Here is a 14,572-nt window from a genome sequence, read left to right on the forward strand (position 1 = left end):
CGACCTTCGGGTTATGAGCCCGACGAGCTACCAGGCTGCTCCACCCCGCGTCCGTGGAAGCGCACTATACTCCGCTAACGTTTTGATGCAACCCTTTTTGGCAGAAATCATCAATTTTGTAAAAAATGGTGCATATAGAATCACTTCCAGCCTATTTTTTGCGCAAAACTGCCTTTGCGGTGCCTAAGCGCATTTCATTAGCCCTGGGGGTTTGTTATCTTCATCACGCACCCGGGCTTAGCAGCATAAAGAAGAGATACCATGAAAGGACGTTGGGCAAAATACGCAGTAACAGGCGCAATGCTGGCAATGCTGGCCGCCTGTTCCTCAAAACCGACCGATCGCGGTCAGCAGTATAATGAAGGTAAACTCACCCAGCCGTTTTCACTGGTTAACCAGCCTGATGCGGTCGGCTCGCCGATCAACGCCGGCGATTTCTCCGAGCAGGTGAGACAGATTCGTAGCGCCTCTCCGCGCCTCTACACCAGCCAGAGCAACGTCTACAATGCGATTCAGGAGTGGCTGCGTTCCGGCGGCGACACCCGCACGCTGAGCCAGTTTGGTATCGACGCCTGGCAGATGCAGGGGACGGATAACTACGGTAACGTCCAGTTTACCGGCTACTACACGCCGGTGGTGCAGGCGCGCCATACTCGCCAGGGCGAGTTCCAGTACCCGATTTACCGGATGCCGCCGAAGCGCGGCAAGCTGCCGTCCCGCGCCAGCATCTACGCCGGGGCTCTGAGCGACAACTACATTCTGGCCTACAGCAACTCGCTGATGGATAACTTCATCATGGACGTGCAGGGCAGCGGTTACATTGACTTTGGCGACGGCTCGCCGCTGAACTTCTTCAGCTATGCCGGGAAAAACGGCTGGCCGTACTACAGCATCGGTAAAGTGCTGATCGACCGCGGCGAAGTGAAGCGCGAAGATATGTCGATGCAGGCGATCCGCGAATGGGGCGAAAAACACAGCGAGGCGGAAGTGCGCGAGCTGCTGGAGCAGAACCCGTCGTTCGTCTTCTTTAAACCGCAGTCTTTTGCGCCAGTGAAAGGCGCCAGCGCGGTGCCGCTGATCGGCCGCGCATCGGTGGCTTCCGACCGTTCCATTGTTCCTGCCGGCACCACGCTGCTGGCGGAGGTGCCGCTGCTGGATAATAACGGCAAGTTTAACGGCCAGTACGAGCTGCGTTTAATGGTGGCTCTCGATGTTGGCGGGGCGATTAAAGGCCAGCACTTCGATATTTACCAGGGCATTGGCCCGGATGCCGGGCATCGTGCCGGCTGGTATAACCACTACGGCCGCGTATGGGTGCTGAAAAACGCCCCGGGCGCGGGCAACGTCTTTAGCGGCTAGTACGCCGGTTCTCTTCCCCGGTCGCGCTGCGCTTACCGGGGCTACGGCTGATTTTGTCACCCGGGTAAGGCGCTTGCGCCGCGACCCGGGAATGTCCACTAATTCTGAGGTTTTATGTCTGTTGTAATCAGCGATGCCTGGCGCCAGCGTTTTGGCGGCACGGCGCGTTTATATGGTGAAAAGGCGCTGCAATGTTTTGCCGACGCGCACGTCTGCGTGGTCGGCATCGGCGGCGTAGGCTCATGGGCGGCGGAAGCGCTGGCGAGAACCGGAATTGGCGCGATTACCCTGATCGATATGGATGATGTCTGCGTGACCAACACCAATCGCCAGATCCACGCCCTTGGCGGCAACGTTGGCCTGGCGAAAGCCGAGGTGATGGCGGAACGTATTCGCCTGATCAACCCCGAGTGCCGGGTCACGGTGGTGGACGATTTTGTCACCCCGGAAAACGTCGCCGAGTATCTTGGCGTTGGCTTTAGCTACGTGATTGACGCCATCGACAGCGTGCGCCCGAAAGCGGCGCTAATCGCTTACTGTCGTCGCCATAAGGTTCCGCTGGTGACCACCGGCGGCGCGGGCGGGCAAATCGATCCGACGCAAATTCAGGTCGCCGATCTGGCGAAAACCATCCAGGATCCGCTGGCGGCAAAGCTGCGTGAGCGTTTGAAGAGCCAGTTTGGGGTGGTGAAGAACAGCAAAGGTAAGCTCGGCGTGGATTGCGTGTTTTCCACCGAAGCGCTGGTTTATCCGCAGGCGGACGGCAGCGTTTGTGCGATGAAAAGCACCGCTGAGGGGCCGAAGCGAATGGATTGCGCATCCGGCTTTGGCGCCGCGACGATGGTGACCGCGACCTTTGGTTTTGTCGCCGTCTCCCACGCGCTGAAGAAAATGCTGGCGAAGGCGGAGCGGCAGACGGCGTAAATTCCCGGGTCGCGGCGCAGGCGCCTTACCCGGGCTACAAAACTGCGCACCTGTCCGGGCGACAAAACCGCATGAACCCGTAGCCCGGGCAAGGCGCGTCAAGCGCCGCCCCCGGGATAAGCTTAAACCTCAACCTCGCGGGCGGCGGCGAGCACCGCTTCGCTCAGGGCGCTGAGCCCCTGACTGCGCGAGGCGCTCAGCTGGCCGCGCAGCCCCAGCGCATCAAATAGCGCCAGCGGATCCTGCGCCAGCAGCTCAGCGGCGCTTTTGCCTTCTATGGCGGTCAACAGCACCGCCAGCATGCCGCGCACGATGCGGCCTTCGCTATCGCCGAAGAAATGCAGCTTGCCCTCGGCGTCAACGACGTGCCCCAGCCAGACGCGGTTTTCACAACCGGCAATCTCTTTGGCTCGCGCTTTCAGGTCGTCCGGCAGCGCGGGAAGCTGCTTACCCAGTAAAATCAGCTGGCGGTATTTATCTTCCCACTGGCTGAGCGGGGTAAAGGTCTGCCGTAGAGATGCCTCGGTGATGCGGGTACCAAAAGGGTGAGAAGTCGTCATTAATCCACCAGTATTTCCAGAGCGCGGTCCACGGCGTGCACCAGCGCGTAGACATCGTCTTGCGTGTTATAAGGCGCGAAGGAGGCCCGTAGCGTGCCGCTGACGCCAAGCGCCGCCAGCAGCGGCTGGGCGCAGTGCTGACCGGCGCGCAGCGCGATCCCCGACTCCGCCAGCAGCGTCACCATATCGCTATGGTGAACGCCGTCAAAATCAAACGCCAGCAGGCTGGCGTCCTGGCAGCGGAAGGAGCGGAAGCCCGGACGTTTCGCCAGCTCGTCTTCCGCCAGCGTCGCCAGGCCGCGGCTCCAGTTTTCCGCCTGCGCGATGTCCGTCTCCTCCAGCCACTCCAGCGCCGCGCTCAGGCCGATCACCCCGGCGATATTGGGCGTTCCCGCCTCGAAGCGCCAGGGGGCGGGCTGGGTTTTGAAGCCATCGAAGGTGACTTCGGTAATCATTTTTCCGCCGCCGAGCCACGGCGACATCTCCGCCAGCCGTTCGCTTTTGCCATACAGCGCGCCGATGCCGGTCGGCCCGTAGAGCTTATGGCCTGAAAAAGCATAAAAGTCGATATCCAGCGCCCGGACGTCCGCCGGGAAATGCACCGCCCCCTGCGCGCCGTCGACCATCACCACCATCCCGGCAGCGCGGGCCTGGCGTATTGCCAGCGCCAGATCCGGACAGCCGCCGGTGACGTTGGACATCTGGCCAATCGCCAGCACCCGGCTGCGCGGCGTGATAAGCGCGCCAAGCGCCGCCACGTCCGGCAGGCGGTTGCCCGCCAGCGGCAGCTTCACCACCCGCGCGCCGGTTTGCCCGGCAACCATTAACCACGGCACCAGGTTGGCGTGATGCTCTGCTTCGCTGACGATAATCTCATCGCCGGGTTTCAGGCGCGGGCGCACGTAGCTCTGCGCCACCATATTAATGGCTTCGGTGGTGCCGCGCGTCCAGACGATATCCTGGCCGGAAGGGGCGTTGAGCAGCGTCGCCACCCGTTCGCGCGCGTTTTCATAGCGTTCGGTTAGCTGACGGGCGGTGGCGAACTGGCTGCGGTGGACGTTACCGGCGCTAAGGCGATAGAACTGGTCGCTGGCCTCAATGACCGCCAGCGGTTTGAGGGTTGTCGCGGCGCTATCAAGATAGACGCCGGCGTCGGCCAGCGCCGGGAACTGGGCGCGAAATTGGACGGGGTTGAATGCGTTCATGAGATTCCTCGTATCGATATCAGGATCGTCGCGCAAATCGGCGGGTGATACAAGGTTTCTGCTAACGACTGGAATTTTCTGAATATGGCTTCGGGTGGGTAAAAGATAGTTATGCTGAATAGTGTTGGGTTTGCGTTTTAACCTGGTACAGAACGAATCATAAACAGTATAAATAGTCGAAAGGAGAGAAAGATGAAAATGAATAAGACTGCCGCAATTATTTCTGCCTGTGTGCTGACCTTTGGCCTGAGCGCCTGCTCCTCCAACTACGTGATGCATACCAACGATGGGCGCACCATCGTGACCGACGGCAAACCGCAAACGGATAATGATACTGGCATGATTTCGTACAAAGATGCCTGGGGTAACAAGCAGCAGATTAACCGTTCTGACGTAAAACAGCTGGGCGAGCTGGATAAGTGATTTCGGTATAGCAGGCAAAAAAAAGCACCGCGCAGTGCGGTGCTACATTAAATCACTATGGACAGACAGGGTAAATGTACAGGAAGTGAAAAGGGGTAGCTGAGCTACCATGGTCCGCAAACCCGGACCAATTGCAAACACAACAACACAACATCACAACCGTAAGCCAAAAGCTTGTTGGAACACGCATTCCAAAAAAAGCTCTTCGTTCCGGCTCAGGAAGTGCCGCCACTATAGGTATTTGCTGGTAGAAGCTCAACGGACAAATTATAATAGCTCAGATAAAAAAAACTAATAGGTTAACTATTGTTTCCTGTTTGTTAAATTGCCTTAACATCTAAGCCAGAATAACTATGTCCAAGCGTTTGCCACCTCTGAATGCATTACGTGTTTTTGATGCAGCCGCCCGCCATCTTAGCTTCACTCGCGCCGCCGATGAGCTTTTTGTGACGCAGGCCGCAGTCAGCCACCAAATCAAGTCCCTGGAGGATTTCCTCGGCCTCAAGCTGTTCCGTCGACGCAATCGTTCTCTTCTTTTGACGGAGGAGGGGCAGAGCTATTTTCAGGATATCAAAGAGATTTTTTCGCAGCTCACCGAAGCGACCCGCAAGCTTCAGGCCCGAAGCGCAAAAGGGGCCCTAACCGTCAGTATGCTCCCCAGTTTTGCCATTCAGTGGCTGGTGCCAAGGCTCACAAGCTTTAACTCAGCTTATCCGGGAATCGACGTCAGGATCCAGGCCGTGGACCGTCAGGAGGATAAGCTGGCCGACGATGTCGACGTGGCGATTTTTTACGGCCGCGGCAACTGGCCGGGGCTGCGGGTGGAAAAGCTGTACGCCGAATATCTGCTCCCGGTGTGCTCACCGCTGTTGCTCACCGGCGATAAAGCGTTGAAAACGCCTGCCGATCTGGCGCAACATACCCTGTTGCACGATGCTTCCCGCCGCGACTGGCAAACTTATACCCGCCAGTTAGGTCTAAACCATATTAATGTTCAACAGGGACCGATATTTAGCCACAGCGCAATGGTGCTGCAGGCGGCAATCCATGGACAGGGGGTCGCGCTGGCCAACAATGTGATGGCGCAGTCCGAGATTGAGGCGGGCCGTTTGGTCTGCCCGTTTAATGATGTTCTGGTCAGTAAGAATGCGTTTTATCTCGTTTGTCATGACAGTCAGGCAGAACTGGGTAAAATAGCCGCCTTCCGCCAGTGGATTCTGGCAAAAGCGGCTAATGAACAAGAAAAATTTCGCTTTCGTTATGAACAATAAATCATCGTAGGGTAAACACATGACCAGCCGTTTTATGCTGATATTCGCCGCGATAAGCGGTTTTATCTTTGTGGCTTTGGGCGCGTTTGGCGCGCACGTTTTAAGTAAAACGATGGGCGTTGCGGAAATGGGCTGGATCCACACCGGCCTGCAGTATCAGGCTTTCCATACGCTGGCTATTTTTGGCCTGGCGGTGGCGATGCAGCGCCGCATCAGCATCTGGTTTTACTGGAGCAGCGTCTTTATGGCGCTCGGTACCGTTCTTTTTAGCGGCAGCCTCTACTGTCTGGCGCTCTCGCATTTACGCCTGTGGGCGTTCGTTACGCCGGTTGGGGGCGTCTGCTTCCTCGCCGGTTGGATATTAATGTTAATTGGTGCAATTCGTCTGAAACGTAAGGGCGTTGTTCATGAATAAAGTTGTCCTCTATTGTCGCCCTGGGTTTGAGAAAGAGTGCGCAGCAGAAATTACCGATAAGGCCTCGCGCCTTGAGGTGTTTGGTTTTGCCCGGGTTAAAGACGACTCCGGCTATGTGATTTTTGAGTGCTACCAGGCCGAAGATGGCGAAAAGCTGGTGCGCGAACTGCCGTTCAGCTCGCTGGTGTTTGCCCGCCAGATGTTTGTGGTTGGCGAACTGCTGCGCGACCTGCCGCCGGAAGACCGAATTTCCCCGATCGTCGGTATGCTGCAGGGCGTGGTGGAGAAGGGCGGCGAGCTGCGCGTAGAGGTCGCCGATACCAACGAAAGCAAAGAGCTGATGAAGTTCTGCCGCAAGTTTACGGTACCGCTGCGCGCGGCGCTGCGCGAAGCGGGCGTGCTGACCAACTATGAAACGCCAAAGCGTCCGGTGGTCCACGTGTTCTTTATCGCCCCCGGCTGCTGCTATACCGGTTACTCGTTGTCTAACAACAACTCGCCGTTCTATATGGGCATTCCTCGCCTCAAGTTCCCGTCCGATGCGCCGAGCCGTTCGACCCTTAAGCTGGAAGAGGCGTTTCACGTCTTTATTCCGGCGGATGAGTGGGACGAGCGTCTGGCGAACGGTATGTACGCGGTGGATCTCGGCGCCTGTCCCGGCGGCTGGACCTATCAGTTGGTGAAACGCAATATGTGGGTCTCCTCGGTGGATAACGGTCCGATGGCGCAAAGCCTGATGGATACCGGCCAGGTGACCTGGCTGCGTGAAGATGGCTTCAAGTATCGCCCGACGCGCAACAACATTTCGTGGATGGTGTGCGATATGGTGGAGAAACCGGCGAAAGTGGCGGCGCTGATGGCGCAGTGGCTGGTGAACGGCTGGTGCCGGGAAACCATCTTTAACCTGAAGCTGCCGATGAAAAAACGCTACGAAGAGCTGTCGCGCAATCTGGCCTATATCCAGGAGCAGCTGGATGAGCACGGTATCAACGCGCAAATCCAGGCGCGCCAGCTGTATCACGATCGCGAAGAGGTGACGGTTCACGTTCGTCGCCTGTGGGCTGCCGTCGGCGGACGTCGCGACGAACGCTAGTTTGATCTGTAGGCCGGATAGGGTGTTAAGCCGCTATCCGGCGCTGCAATAGCCGTTACGACTGCGACACGTCCGAAACAATATGCGTTACATCATCCAGATGGCCGATCCGCGCCTCCCCTGAACGATTAAATTTGCTCTTATCAATCAACAATAACGATTGCGACGCTCGCTTAAGCAGCAGCGATTTGAACTCGGCGTTCACCGTATTTGAGTCCCAGAGCGCGCCGTCGCTGTCGATGCCCTCGCAGGAAAAAATGAACAGGTCGATCTCCAGCGCTTTGAGCTGTGAGATAAGCGACGCGCTGACGTAGCAGCCGTATTTTCGCTGGAGCGTACCCCCGGAGCAGGTGAGCTGAATATTCTCTCGCTTGCTGAGCTCCTGGCAAATCGGCTGGCTGTTGGTAAAGACGTGAAGGTTGATATCCGGCAGCTGGCGGGCCAGATACCAGCAGGTGGAACTGGCATCAAGGGCGATAACCATCCCCTCTTCTATCCACGCAAGCGCCTCGCGGGCGATGTCCGCTTTGTGCGCGTAGTGGCTTTTCAGACGGATATGAAAAGGGTCGCCGCTGTCACGGCTTTGCCGGTGAATGACTTTTGCCCGACCGTGGTTACGCAGCACTTTCCCCTGGGACTGGAGCTCGCTGAGATCGCGGCGGATGGTTTCTCTGCTGACGTTAAGCTGTAGCGATAAGGCTTCGGTGGTCAGGCTGTTATGGTTAATGAGCAGGTCTAGTATCGCTTGCTGTCGTGCCGCTTTCATTTTTCTCACCCTGGCGTTCGCTGAGCGCCCGCATCAGACGGGCGCTCCGGCATGAGATTACGGCGTTACTCCTTTTTTTAAAAGAATATTCCCGTACTTAGCGCGCTCACCTGTGATAACGATCGCAAAGGCTTTTTGCGCCCGCTCGTAGAAAGCAAAGCGGTCGATGCGGGCGATCTCCGGGCAGGGCGCGGGGCCGGAAAGCGCCTCGCGATAGCGCGTTTCTACCTGAGGGTCGAGGACGTCGCCTTCCACGGCGGCCATCATCACCAGCGGCGGAGCGTAGCTGTCTAACTCAAACAGCGGAATAATCGCCTGCAGCAGGTCGCTCACCCGAAGGCCGTCGGCGCGAATGACCTGTGGGCCCATGCTGTGGGCCGGGAAGTGGGCATCGGAAAAAATAATCTCATCGCCATGCCCCATTTCCGCCAGCACTTTGAGGAGGTCCGGGGAAATCAACGGGGAAATCGTTTTTAGCATCTCATACTCCCTCAATCAGTTCGGGTTCGGTTTGCGGGTAAAAGTAACGATACCGGTAGCTCACCTGCGCTCTGGCCTGCTCCGGGCTGCTGAATTCACCGACGCCATACCAGCCAAGCATGGCGGCGCCGGCGACGGTGGTTTCGGCGTCATCGAGTACTTTAATGGGGATCTCCAGCCTGTTGGCTTTGATCTGATTCCACAGCGCGTTGCGGCTGCCGCCGCCGACCAGCAGCAGCTCGCGGGCTTTGAAGTGGCCGATTTGCTGCAGCGTTTGCAGATTGTGCGCCAGCTGTTCGGCTAATCCTTCCAGCGCGGCGAGGTAGAAATGACCGCGGGTGGTATTCAGCGTTATGCCCTGCCAGCCTGCGGTTGGGCTGGATAGCAGGTCGCACTGCATCTTCACCTTCTGAGCGCCGCGGGGGAGGGCCCGGGCCTCTTCAATCAACGTTTGCCACGGCGTCTCAGGCGTCCACAGCAGCTGGCGTATCCATTCCAGCACGCCGGAGGCCAGCCACTGCATGCCGGGGTTATAGCGTCCCGGCTGACAATCCAGCTCGCAGGTGGAGCCCGCATAGTGGCTGAGCAGCGACGTGTCTACCTGGGCGCTGCGCACCATCAGAATTTCCCAGGTGCCGGACGACAGCACCGGTTCATCCTGCTCCGCGCCCGCGCCAAACAGCGCGAACTGGGTGTCGTGCCCGGCGGAGATAACCGGAATGCCGACGGCTAAACCCAGCATTTTCGCGGCATCGCTCCGCAGCGTGCCAATCTGCTGGCCCGCTTCAACGAGCCGGGGAAACAGGCGGCGCGGCAGCCCCGTGGCCTGCAGAATCTGCGCGCTGAAATCCCGCTGGTGGATATCCAGCATCTGGCTGGTGCCCGCCATGGTGATATCGGTCGTGAATTCCCCGGTCAGACGCTGGTTGAGAAGCGAGGAGATGAACAGCCAGGCGTGGGCCTGCTCCAGCAGCTGCGGGTGGTTCTCTTTCAGCCATATCAGCTTATACAGGGTGTTGAAACCAAATGCGCCGACGCCGGAGATCTGCTGGAGCTGCTGCGCGGGCATAAAGCGGCCGATATTGTCCATCACCGCCGCGGTACGCGGACATTTCCAGCTGATGACCGGATAGATCAGCTTGCCCTGTTTATCCACCAGCGCGCCGTCGACGCCGAAGGTGGTGACCGTGATGCCGCGAACCGTGCAGGATGAGAGCGGGTCGGCAATTTGCCGACAGCATTCGGCGAAGCGTTGCAGGATCGCCTCCAGCGACCACTGGTGCCAGGCGCTGTTCTCCACGGCGATATCGCTGGCGTTGGCCGTTGCGGCGCGGGCGATAATATTCCCCTGGCGGTCAACGGCAATCGCCCGTACGTTAGTGGCGCCGCAGTCGAGGACCAGGATGACTTCATTCTTCATAATCTCTCCCGAGACGTTGCCGGATGGCGGCGTAAACGCCTTATCCGGCCTACGGGAACGGTATCATCCGTAGGCCGGATAAGCGCAGCGCCATCAGGCATTTTTAACGTTTATACAGCGGGCCGTAGTTCTGGCAGGCGCGGTAATCCTGGCCTTCGCTATCCATCCCGTGCGCAGACCAGCTGGAGGGGCGGTAGATTTTCGCCTCTTCTACGTTATGCATGCACACCGGGATCCGCAGCATCGACGCCAGGGTGATAAAGTCGGCGCCAACGTGGCCGATGGTCAGCACGCCGTGGTTAGCGCCCCAGTTCGCCATCACCGAGTAGACGTCGGAGAACGGGCCTTTACCGGTCAGGCGCGGCGCAAACCAGGTGGTGGGCCAGGTGGAGTTGGTGCGGGCATCCAGCTGGTCATGCATCGCTTTCGGTAGCTCTACGCTCCAACCTTCGGCAATCTGCAGTACCGGGCCGAGGCCTTTGATGATATTTACGCGGGTCATGGTGAACGGCACGCCGCCTTCGGTCAGGAAGCGGGAGGAGAAGCCACCACCGCGGAAATATTCATGAATCGCCGGGCACCATTCGGTGGCCGCGAGGCAGGCGTCGGCCTCCTGCTGGCTGATTTCCCAGTGCGGCTTCATGGTTGGCTTGCCTTCCGCATCGCGCTGTTTGCAGGCGCCGTCCAGCGCCGCTGAACCGGAGTTGATCAAGTGGATAATGCCGTGTTCCGCCAGTCCGGTGAGCGGTTGGCCGGTGACGCGTTTAACCGCGTCCGGCGACCAGTAGGTGCGCACGTCGGCAAACACCTGGGCGGTGCCGGTCAGCTGGTGGCCCATCAGCATCGCCACGCCGTTGAGGCTGTCGTTTTCCGTGGCGACGACGAAGGGTTCGCGTACGCCGTTCCAGTCGAACGAGCTATTGAGCAGCGCTTCGGCGGTATCGCCGTTAGGGTATTGATCGGTCCAGTGGCGCTGGCCCTGGAAGCCCGCAGCGATGGCGTTGTAGCCCAGCGACTCTTCGACCAGCCCTTTTTCCGCCAGCTTCTTGTTGCCCTGCATCATGTCGCGGATGCACATCGCCATCAGCAGGCTCTCTTTCAGCACCGCGCGGCTCTGTTCGGCGTTGCGCTTATACTGCTGCGCGTTCTGGTCTTCGCCGTAGCGGAAGTTTTTATCCGCCCACGCCAGCGCCATTTCCAGCTCGCTTTCATCATAGATTTTCTGGTCGATACGGCGGCGCAGCTCGGTCATGTCCACCGCCTGCACTTTCATACCGAGCCAGGACTCGAAGAAGTTGTGATCGACGATAGAACCGGCGATCCCCATCGACACGCCGCCAACGGAAAGATAGCTTTTGCCCTTCATGCTGGCCACCGCTAAGCCGGCGCGGGCAAAGCGCAGCAGTTTTTCTTCGACATCCGGCGGAATAGAGGTGTCGTCGGCGTCCTGCACGTCGTGACCATAAATGGAGAACGCCGGAATACCCTTCTGACTGTGGGCCGCCAGCGCTGCCGCAAGGTAAACCGCGCCGGGGCGCTCGGTGCCGTTAAAGCCCCAGATGGCTTTTGGCCGCAGCGGGTCCATATCGATAGTTTCGCTGCCGTAGCACCAGCACGGAGTCACGGTAATGGTGACGCCGACGTTCTGGCTGCTGAATTTCTCCTCGCAGGCGGCGGATTCCGCCATGCCCGCAATGCAGCTGTCGGCGATGACGCACTCAATCTGCGCGCCGCAGGCGTGACGCAGTTTTTCCGCGATCAGCGCGGCGGTGGCTTTCGCCATATTCATGGTTTGCTCTTCCAGCGACTCGCGCACCCCCATGCGGCGTCCATCAATCACCGGGCGGATGCCAATTTTCGGTAAGCTGATTTTTTTCATTCCAGATTCCTCACGTTATTCGGATAAATATTTAGTTAGCTGCCGTTTGCGAACGGAAACGGGCAAAGATGAAGATGACGGCAAAGCACAGCGCCGGGACCAGCTCCGCGGTGGGGATGTTGCCGGCGGCGTCGCTGACAAAGCCCATCACCGGGGTGACAATCCCGCCGCCAATAATGGTCATGACGATAAAAGAGGAGCCGTATTTGGTGTCCTGCCCGAGGTTTTTGATGCCCAGCGAGAAGATGGTCGGATACTGAATCGACATAAAGGCGCTGCACAGCGTCAGGGCCAGCAGACCCACGTGGCCGCCGGTGAAAGCGGAAATCAGGCACAGGATCATGGAGAGCAGGGCATAGGCTGCCAGCACTTTATGCGGCGCGAAGCGGCTGATGAGCCAGGTACCGGAGAAGCGGCCGATAAAGAAGCACACCATCGTGCCGGTCAGATAGTTGGCGGCGAAACCGGGCGTCATGCCGGGGATCTCTTCGATAGCGTAGCGAATCAGATAGCTCCAGCAGGCGGTTTGCGCGCCGACGTAGCAGAACTGCGCCAGCACCGCCCAGCGCCAGTGGCGAACGCGGACCAGGCGAGCAAGGGAAGCGGAGAAGGAACTCTGGTTGGCGTCACTATGGTCGTCGCTCTGCAGGGCCGGAAATTTGGTCAACATAATCAACAGAGCGACCAGTAAGACAACCGCGACGATGATCATATACGGGGTTTGCACCGAGAGCACCAGGCTGTGTTTATAGGCGCTAAGCTGCTCCGGAGCCATTTTATCGAGCACATCCTGCGATTGATGCGGCACATTAGACAAAATGAGATTTTGCCCAAAAACCACCGCAATAATGGCGCCAAACGAGTTAAACGTTTGGGCAAGATTAAGCCGGAAGTGACCGCCGCTTTCTGGTCCTAAGACGGTAACAAACGGGTTTGCCGCGGTTTCTAAACACCCTAAGCCTGCAGCAATAATAAACAGGCCAATCAGGAATAAGGTGTAATTCATAACCTCAGCGGCGGGCCAGAATAGCGCGGTGCCAAAAGCATATAAGAACAGTCCGGTAATAATGCCGGCTTTATAACTTAACTTTTTCATCAAAATTCCGGCCGGAATGGGAATGACAAAATAGCCGAAATAAAAGGCGGATTGAATCAGTCCAGCCTGGAAGTTGGTTAAGGTAAAGGCTTGTTGAAATTGTGGTAATAAAATATCGTTGAGATTATTTGCGACCGCCCAAAGAAAAAACAGCGAGCACAGTAGGGCGAAGGGAATAATGTAGCGCTTGCTTTGCCCTGTCTCTACCGCACGAAAACTCTGCGTTTGTATTGTTGTGTTTCCCATAGCATCCTCATTGGTTCAGAAGCGTGTTCAGCAGCCGGCTTATGCCCACCAGACCGCAAAAATCAGGCGAGCTCTTGTGACGACATCAACAGTGAAATAAACATCACGGAGTGAACTCATGAATTCATTTTCAAATTAAAAAAGCCTTTTAATATGATAGCGGTCACACTTCGTATCCACTCGGTGGTTTTATGTGATTATCATCACCTTAATAATCAGAAAAACATGACCGTTTGAGAAAGTTAATTGTAAAACCCACAGGGTCGATGACCGATTTATTTTATTATGTGGAAAACGGGCAGTTGTTAAAACTATCAGTAAAATGCCCGTTTTTAAATCTATTAGTAAGAACGGGCATTTTTCAGAAAGCAAAAATCAATGAACGGTTGTTTTTATACTGAAATAAGTGAGAGGAATCACAGAACCGGCGGATGTAAATTCCTTTCTGCTTATTCGGGATGATGATGGTGAGTAATTATTTGAGCTATTCAACAGCGTCGGAGCGTCATCTCCGGCGAGCCGTCTGTTGTCGCATTGCGCATCATAAAGAGAGGTAAAGAATGGAACGAAATAGACTGGCCCGGCAGATTATTGATACCTGCCTGGAAATGACCCGCCTGGGGTTAAATCAGGGAACCGCCGGTAACGTGAGCGTGCGTTATCAAGGGGGGATGCTGATCACGCCAACGGGTATTCCTTACGAAAAGCTGACGGAAGCGCACATTGTGTATATCGATGCCGAAGGTCAGCATGAACAGGGCAAACTGCCGTCCAGCGAGTGGCGTTTTCATATGGCGGCTTATCAGACGCGGCCTGATGCTCACGCGGTGGTACATAATCATGCGGTTCACTCTACGGCGGTGTCGATCCTCAATCGTCCCATTCCCGCCATTCACTATATGATTGCGGCGGCGGGCGGTAACTCTATCCCCTGTGCGCCCTACGCCACGTTTGGAACCCGCGAGCTGTCTGAGCATGTGGCCGTGGCGCTGAAAAACCGCAAAGCGACGCTGCTGCAGCACCATGGCCTGATCGCTTGTGAAGAGAATCTGGAGAAGGCCCTGTGGCTGGCGCATGAAGTTGAGGTGCTGGCGCAGCTTTATCTCAGCACTCTGGCCATCACCGACCCGGTGCCGGTTCTTGGCGACGAGGCCATTGCTATCGTGCTGGAGAAATTCAAAACCTACGGATTGCGTATCGAAGAGTGATGCCGTAAGCGAAGGCTTCTGTAGGCTGCTTCCGGGAGATGTGCTGGGCTGATACCCCGGCGCTGTTATTCCCCGGCTTGCGCTGCGCTTAGCCGGACTACGGGCTGTCCCTCTGTGCTTTGCTCCCGGGGGCGGCGTTTGACGCGCCTTGCCCGGGCTACGGGCTCACCGTCGTCTGCGGTAGCCCGGGTAAGGCGTAAGCCGCGACCCGGGGAATGCGCTCACCG

14 protein-coding genes are annotated in these 14,572 nt (G+C 57.5%); 7 read left to right on the forward strand and 7 right to left on the reverse strand.

Features of this window, described 5'->3' with window-relative positions; all coding sequences use genetic code 11:
* The first annotated feature begins 261 nt into the window (after positions 1 to 261).
* Together mltA and tcdA are read left to right on the forward strand one after the other, a co-directional pair.
* A complete protein-coding gene (gene mltA / locus ABLU87_RS04325) occupies positions 262 to 1,359 on the forward strand; it encodes a murein transglycosylase A (protein WP_004124438.1) in 1,098 nt (365 codons plus the stop codon).
* A 114-nt stretch (positions 1,360 to 1,473) separates the two neighbouring features.
* The gene (gene tcdA / locus ABLU87_RS04330; RefSeq protein ID WP_009651598.1) at positions 1,474 to 2,283 is read left to right on the forward strand and encodes a tRNA cyclic N6-threonylcarbamoyladenosine(37) synthase TcdA; all 810 of its coding nucleotides are present in this window, start codon (positions 1,474 to 1,476) and stop codon (positions 2,281 to 2,283) included.
* Between the two features lie 122 nt (positions 2,284 to 2,405).
* Here the strand turns inward: tcdA and csdE are convergent, their stop codons facing one another.
* Both csdE and csdA read right to left on the reverse strand, forming a co-directional pair.
* Positions 2,406 to 2,843: a cysteine desulfurase sulfur acceptor subunit CsdE gene (gene csdE, locus ABLU87_RS04335; protein ID WP_014226622.1), complete on the reverse strand. Its 438-nt coding sequence runs from the start codon at positions 2,841 to 2,843 to the stop codon at positions 2,406 to 2,408.
* A complete protein-coding gene (gene csdA / locus ABLU87_RS04340) occupies positions 2,843 to 4,048 on the reverse strand; it encodes a cysteine desulfurase CsdA (protein ID WP_109240821.1) in 1,206 nt (401 codons plus the stop codon). The genes csdE and csdA overlap by 1 nt, the downstream gene beginning before the upstream one ends.
* 198 nt (positions 4,049 to 4,246) lie before the next feature.
* Between csdA and ABLU87_RS04345 the strand changes: the two genes are divergently transcribed.
* From ABLU87_RS04345 to rlmM, 4 genes are all read left to right on the forward strand, one after another.
* Complete coding sequence (locus ABLU87_RS04345; RefSeq protein ID WP_014226620.1) at positions 4,247 to 4,471, forward strand: YgdI/YgdR family lipoprotein; 225 nt, start codon at positions 4,247 to 4,249, stop codon at positions 4,469 to 4,471.
* A gap of 353 nt (positions 4,472 to 4,824) precedes the next feature.
* The gene (gene gcvA / locus ABLU87_RS04350) at positions 4,825 to 5,742 is read left to right on the forward strand and encodes a glycine cleavage system transcriptional regulator GcvA (protein WP_004114967.1); all 918 of its coding nucleotides are present in this window, start codon (positions 4,825 to 4,827) and stop codon (positions 5,740 to 5,742) included.
* Positions 5,743 to 5,761: 19 nt separating this feature from the next.
* Complete coding sequence (locus ABLU87_RS04355; RefSeq protein WP_004853688.1) at positions 5,762 to 6,157, forward strand: DUF423 domain-containing protein; 396 nt, start codon at positions 5,762 to 5,764, stop codon at positions 6,155 to 6,157.
* The gene (rlmM, locus tag ABLU87_RS04360) at positions 6,150 to 7,250 is read left to right on the forward strand and encodes a 23S rRNA (cytidine(2498)-2'-O)-methyltransferase RlmM (RefSeq protein ID WP_014226619.1); all 1,101 of its coding nucleotides are present in this window, start codon (positions 6,150 to 6,152) and stop codon (positions 7,248 to 7,250) included. Before ABLU87_RS04355 ends, rlmM begins: the two co-directional genes overlap by 8 nt.
* A 55-nt stretch (positions 7,251 to 7,305) precedes the next feature.
* On the opposite strand, the gene fucR is transcribed toward rlmM, so the two are convergent.
* The 5 genes from fucR to fucP all read right to left on the reverse strand — a co-directional run bounded on the left by fucR (position 7,306) and on the right by fucP (position 13,137).
* Positions 7,306 to 8,016 carry an L-fucose operon activator gene (gene fucR, locus ABLU87_RS04365; RefSeq protein ID WP_025108018.1) on the reverse strand — a complete coding sequence of 237 codons (711 nt, stop codon included), beginning with the start codon at positions 8,014 to 8,016 and terminating at the stop codon, positions 7,306 to 7,308.
* Between the two features lie 57 nt (positions 8,017 to 8,073).
* A complete protein-coding gene (gene fucU, locus ABLU87_RS04370) occupies positions 8,074 to 8,496 on the reverse strand; it encodes an L-fucose mutarotase (protein ID WP_014839391.1) in 423 nt (140 codons plus the stop codon).
* A gap of 1 nt (position 8,497) precedes the next feature.
* Positions 8,498 to 9,916 (reverse strand): L-fuculokinase, encoded by a 1,419-nt coding sequence (gene fucK / locus ABLU87_RS04375; protein WP_122116680.1) that lies wholly within the window; start codon positions 9,914 to 9,916, stop codon positions 8,498 to 8,500.
* A 103-nt stretch (positions 9,917 to 10,019) separates the two neighbouring features.
* Positions 10,020 to 11,795 carry an L-fucose isomerase gene (gene fucI, locus ABLU87_RS04380; protein ID WP_025108016.1) on the reverse strand — a complete coding sequence of 592 codons (1,776 nt, stop codon included), beginning with the start codon at positions 11,793 to 11,795 and terminating at the stop codon, positions 10,020 to 10,022.
* A gap of 31 nt (positions 11,796 to 11,826) precedes the next feature.
* Positions 11,827 to 13,137 carry an L-fucose:H+ symporter permease gene (gene fucP / locus ABLU87_RS04385; RefSeq protein ID WP_348866084.1) on the reverse strand — a complete coding sequence of 437 codons (1,311 nt, stop codon included), beginning with the start codon at positions 13,135 to 13,137 and terminating at the stop codon, positions 11,827 to 11,829.
* 560 nt (positions 13,138 to 13,697) lie between these two features.
* Here fucP and fucA point away from each other — a divergent pair.
* Positions 13,698 to 14,345, forward strand: coding sequence for an L-fuculose-phosphate aldolase (gene fucA / locus ABLU87_RS04390; RefSeq protein ID WP_004853673.1), 648 nt, complete (start codon positions 13,698 to 13,700; stop codon positions 14,343 to 14,345).
* Positions 14,346 to 14,572: the final 227 nt, after the last annotated feature.

Origin of the sequence: Klebsiella sp. CB_Kp196 (assembly GCF_040061575.1) — a bacterium.
GTDB lineage: Bacteria > Pseudomonadota > Gammaproteobacteria > Enterobacterales > Enterobacteriaceae > Klebsiella > Klebsiella michiganensis.

Excerpts from the sequence above, each read along its gene's own strand:
- mltA (WP_004124438.1), top strand. The coding sequence starts at position 262 with ATGAAAGGACGTTGGGCAAAATACGCAGTAACAGGCGCAATGCTGGCA.
- tcdA (WP_009651598.1), top strand. The coding sequence starts at position 1,474 with ATGTCTGTTGTAATCAGCGATGCCTGGCGCCAGCGTTTTGGCGGCACG.
- csdE (WP_014226622.1), bottom strand. The coding sequence starts at position 2,843 with ATGACGACTTCTCACCCTTTTGGTACCCGCATCACCGAGGCATCTCTA.
- csdA (WP_109240821.1), bottom strand. The coding sequence starts at position 4,048 with ATGAACGCATTCAACCCCGTCCAATTTCGCGCCCAGTTCCCGGCGCTG.
- ABLU87_RS04345 (WP_014226620.1), top strand. The coding sequence starts at position 4,247 with ATGAATAAGACTGCCGCAATTATTTCTGCCTGTGTGCTGACCTTTGGC.
- gcvA (WP_004114967.1), top strand. The coding sequence starts at position 4,825 with ATGTCCAAGCGTTTGCCACCTCTGAATGCATTACGTGTTTTTGATGCA.
- ABLU87_RS04355 (WP_004853688.1), top strand. The coding sequence starts at position 5,762 with ATGACCAGCCGTTTTATGCTGATATTCGCCGCGATAAGCGGTTTTATC.
- rlmM (WP_014226619.1), top strand. The coding sequence starts at position 6,150 with ATGAATAAAGTTGTCCTCTATTGTCGCCCTGGGTTTGAGAAAGAGTGC.
- fucR (WP_025108018.1), bottom strand. The coding sequence starts at position 8,016 with ATGAAAGCGGCACGACAGCAAGCGATACTAGACCTGCTCATTAACCAT.
- fucU (WP_014839391.1), bottom strand. The coding sequence starts at position 8,496 with ATGCTAAAAACGATTTCCCCGTTGATTTCCCCGGACCTCCTCAAAGTG.
- fucK (WP_122116680.1), bottom strand. The coding sequence starts at position 9,916 with ATGAAGAATGAAGTCATCCTGGTCCTCGACTGCGGCGCCACTAACGTA.
- fucI (WP_025108016.1), bottom strand. The coding sequence starts at position 11,795 with ATGAAAAAAATCAGCTTACCGAAAATTGGCATCCGCCCGGTGATTGAT.
- fucP (WP_348866084.1), bottom strand. The coding sequence starts at position 13,137 with ATGGGAAACACAACAATACAAACGCAGAGTTTTCGTGCGGTAGAGACA.
- fucA (WP_004853673.1), top strand. The coding sequence starts at position 13,698 with ATGGAACGAAATAGACTGGCCCGGCAGATTATTGATACCTGCCTGGAA.